We start from the raw sequence: 2525 nt of genomic DNA, 5'->3' as shown, positions 1-2525 counted from the left end.
AATTGACGAATATTTTTAGGAAAAATAGCCTGTAATAAACTTATTTCTTGTACAGAATGAACAGGTTTTACATTGTATTTTATTTCTAAATTGGGTATCATAATTTCATCCCAGAACAATTTGAAATTGGGTTCTTCTACAATTTTTAATTTATTTTTAATTCCTTTCTTTACGCCTTCTAATCTTCCTTTTGAAATTTTGAAAGACTTTCGTAAATCTACAACTGACAATGAATCTCGCCTAATTAGCTTAGCATCCATTAAAAACAAAACATACTTAATTTCTTCAGCAGGTTTTTGATGATAAATACTCGGAATTGCTTTAATATGCATTTTTTTTATCCCTTTTTGACATAAAAACTGCAAAACAGCCTTAAAAGAAGTTATAAATGAAGTAAGTTTTAATTTTTCTCCATAAATTAATTCACCATAAGTTAATCCTTGATGTGAGAAAATATCATCTTCTACTCTATTTGCTGGTAAAACTGCAACGAGTTTTTCTTTACGAAAAATCATCAATGAAAAATCATCAAATCGATCTTTGTGGTATTCCATAAAATCACGATGAAACAAAAAAGTAGCGTTTTTTGCTTCACTTATAAAAGTGTTCCAAAGTGCATAATCTTTTGCTTCGTATTGTCGTACTGAGTAATCTTTCACGTAATTTATTTAAACTTCGGAAAATTACACATTTTTTCAGAAACCTTCTTAAACAAAACTCCTAAAAACAGAAGATTTATCGATTTAATCCAATTATTAGTTAATTCTTAAAAAGTTTAGTTAAATCTAGTATTTGTATTTTTTGCAGATTATTAGCTAAAGCAAACTTTAAATGCTCGTTTGTAATATAATAATGTATTCCGTCTTGTGTAGTTATGCCTTCTATTTGTTGGAAACGAGGCTTCAATTTTATTTTTCTTTTATTCGCAGAAAAGAAATCATTATTTTTAAAATCATAAAACAAATTAACAAATGGTTTTCCATTTCTGGTGTAACCGCAAAGTGCCAAAATGTTTTTTGAATCTAAATAAGTTGCACCAGTTACTAACCCTTTTATATTGTAAGTTATCTTTTGCTTAGCAATATATTTTCCCGGAGTTTTAGGTAACGAATAAGTTGTTGTTTGCTTGCTTTTCCATTCCTTAGTAAACAAATAAATACTGTCTTGTGTAATTATAAAAGCTTCACAATCAAAGTTGGTTTTATTAGCAAATTGTCTTTCAAAATTAGTCTGATTTGAGTATTTGAACTCTATTTTGTCGATTATAGGATTTCTGGATAGTAATGATTTTTTTTCGATCCTGAGAATAGACAAATCGGTTCTATTCCCTTGAGCATTGTTACCAAAATCGCCAATGTATACATAGTTTTCGTCTTGCGAAATTTCTTCCCAATCCTTATTCACAACATTTGGCAAAATGTACGTTTCCTGAATGGCACCATTTATAGTATCTAAAGCATACAAATTAGTATCTGTATCGTCATTGTGTGTCCAAAACCGATTATTGAAATATATTAATCCTGAAGTTTCATTTAGTTTGTCATCTAAAACATAAGAATTTGTGAGACTTGTAGTTACCTTTTTATACACACAACCTCCGTCATTAATAGTAGCTTTCGGATTATAATTCTTTGCCATCGAATCTGTACAACCCGAAACTTGTGCAAATCCTTTTATTGCTACCAACAGAAATAGAACTAAATAACGATTCATAGTTAATCATTTTTACAAATGTAACTGATTATTGGTTTTTAGAAAAAAAAGAGGCACAATATTGTGCCTCTAACTAATCAAACAAACTATGTAAACAAACTAATTTCTGGGTTTTATTTTCGAATCATCAATTTTGTATGCATTAATAACTGCTTTATAATCTTTGTTATCGATTGCCATTTTATTTGAAAAATAGCCTGGAATAATCACAATTCTAAACGTTTGATTTTGTGTCCATGTTGATGATAATGTATTCAAATCGAAGTTAGCTCCAAGAAAAATATTTACATCATAATTGGTAAAATCAAAATTATAATCAAGCTCACCTGTTGCACCTAAATAGTAGGTTTGTGGCATTAGTCTCCAAACATCCGATCCGTTTACAACATCATACAAGTGATATACTAAAACCATATCTGATGTATAAATAGGACGATTGAAAGTGATTAGTTTACTGTAATTGTTTCCAGAATTGAAAGAAGTTGTTACTTCAATTACTTCGCTAATCGTGTCACTATCAACTGTTGCAGGAGCAACTACTTCTTCGTGTACTGTGCAACTTTGTAGCATTATCATACTGATAAAAGCAAACAATAGGGTAATATTTTTTCTCATGATTTTTTGGTTTAATGATTAATGTTATTGTATGCTATTCAATACTTGTGCCAAAGTTTGTATTTGTATGAAAAAAGTTGCAAATAAAAAAAGCCTCACATTTAGACTGCCCCCAAAAAGTTAGACACTATTTGGGGGTATTTTTATGGAAAGAAAAGTCAAATATGATTATGCATTTAAGCTTGAATGCGTAAAAT

Annotated in this window: 3 protein-coding genes; all 3 read right to left on the bottom strand. The window is 29.2% G+C overall.

Going from position 1 to position 2525, the window contains the following annotated elements; all coding sequences use genetic code 11:
- A partial coding sequence (locus ACHZC3_RS12675; RefSeq protein WP_394760239.1) for a GNAT family N-acetyltransferase occupies window positions 1–659 on the bottom strand: 659 nt, incomplete at its 3' end.
- A 100-nt stretch (window positions 660–759) separates the two neighbouring features.
- Window positions 760–1713, bottom strand: coding sequence for a T9SS C-terminal target domain-containing protein (locus ACHZC3_RS12670; RefSeq protein ID WP_394760238.1), 954 nt, complete (start codon window positions 1711–1713; stop codon window positions 760–762).
- A 99-nt stretch (window positions 1714–1812) separates the two neighbouring features.
- On the bottom strand, window positions 1813–2328 hold the full coding sequence (locus tag ACHZC3_RS12665; RefSeq protein WP_394760237.1) for a hypothetical protein: 516 nt from the start codon (window positions 2326–2328) through the stop codon (window positions 1813–1815).
- Between the last annotated feature and the right edge of the window lie 197 nt (window positions 2329–2525).

This window comes from Flavobacterium sp., assembly GCF_043720215.1.
Lineage (GTDB): Bacteria > Bacteroidota > Bacteroidia > Flavobacteriales > Flavobacteriaceae > Flavobacterium.
This window is presented reverse-complemented; position numbering and strand designations above follow the sequence as displayed.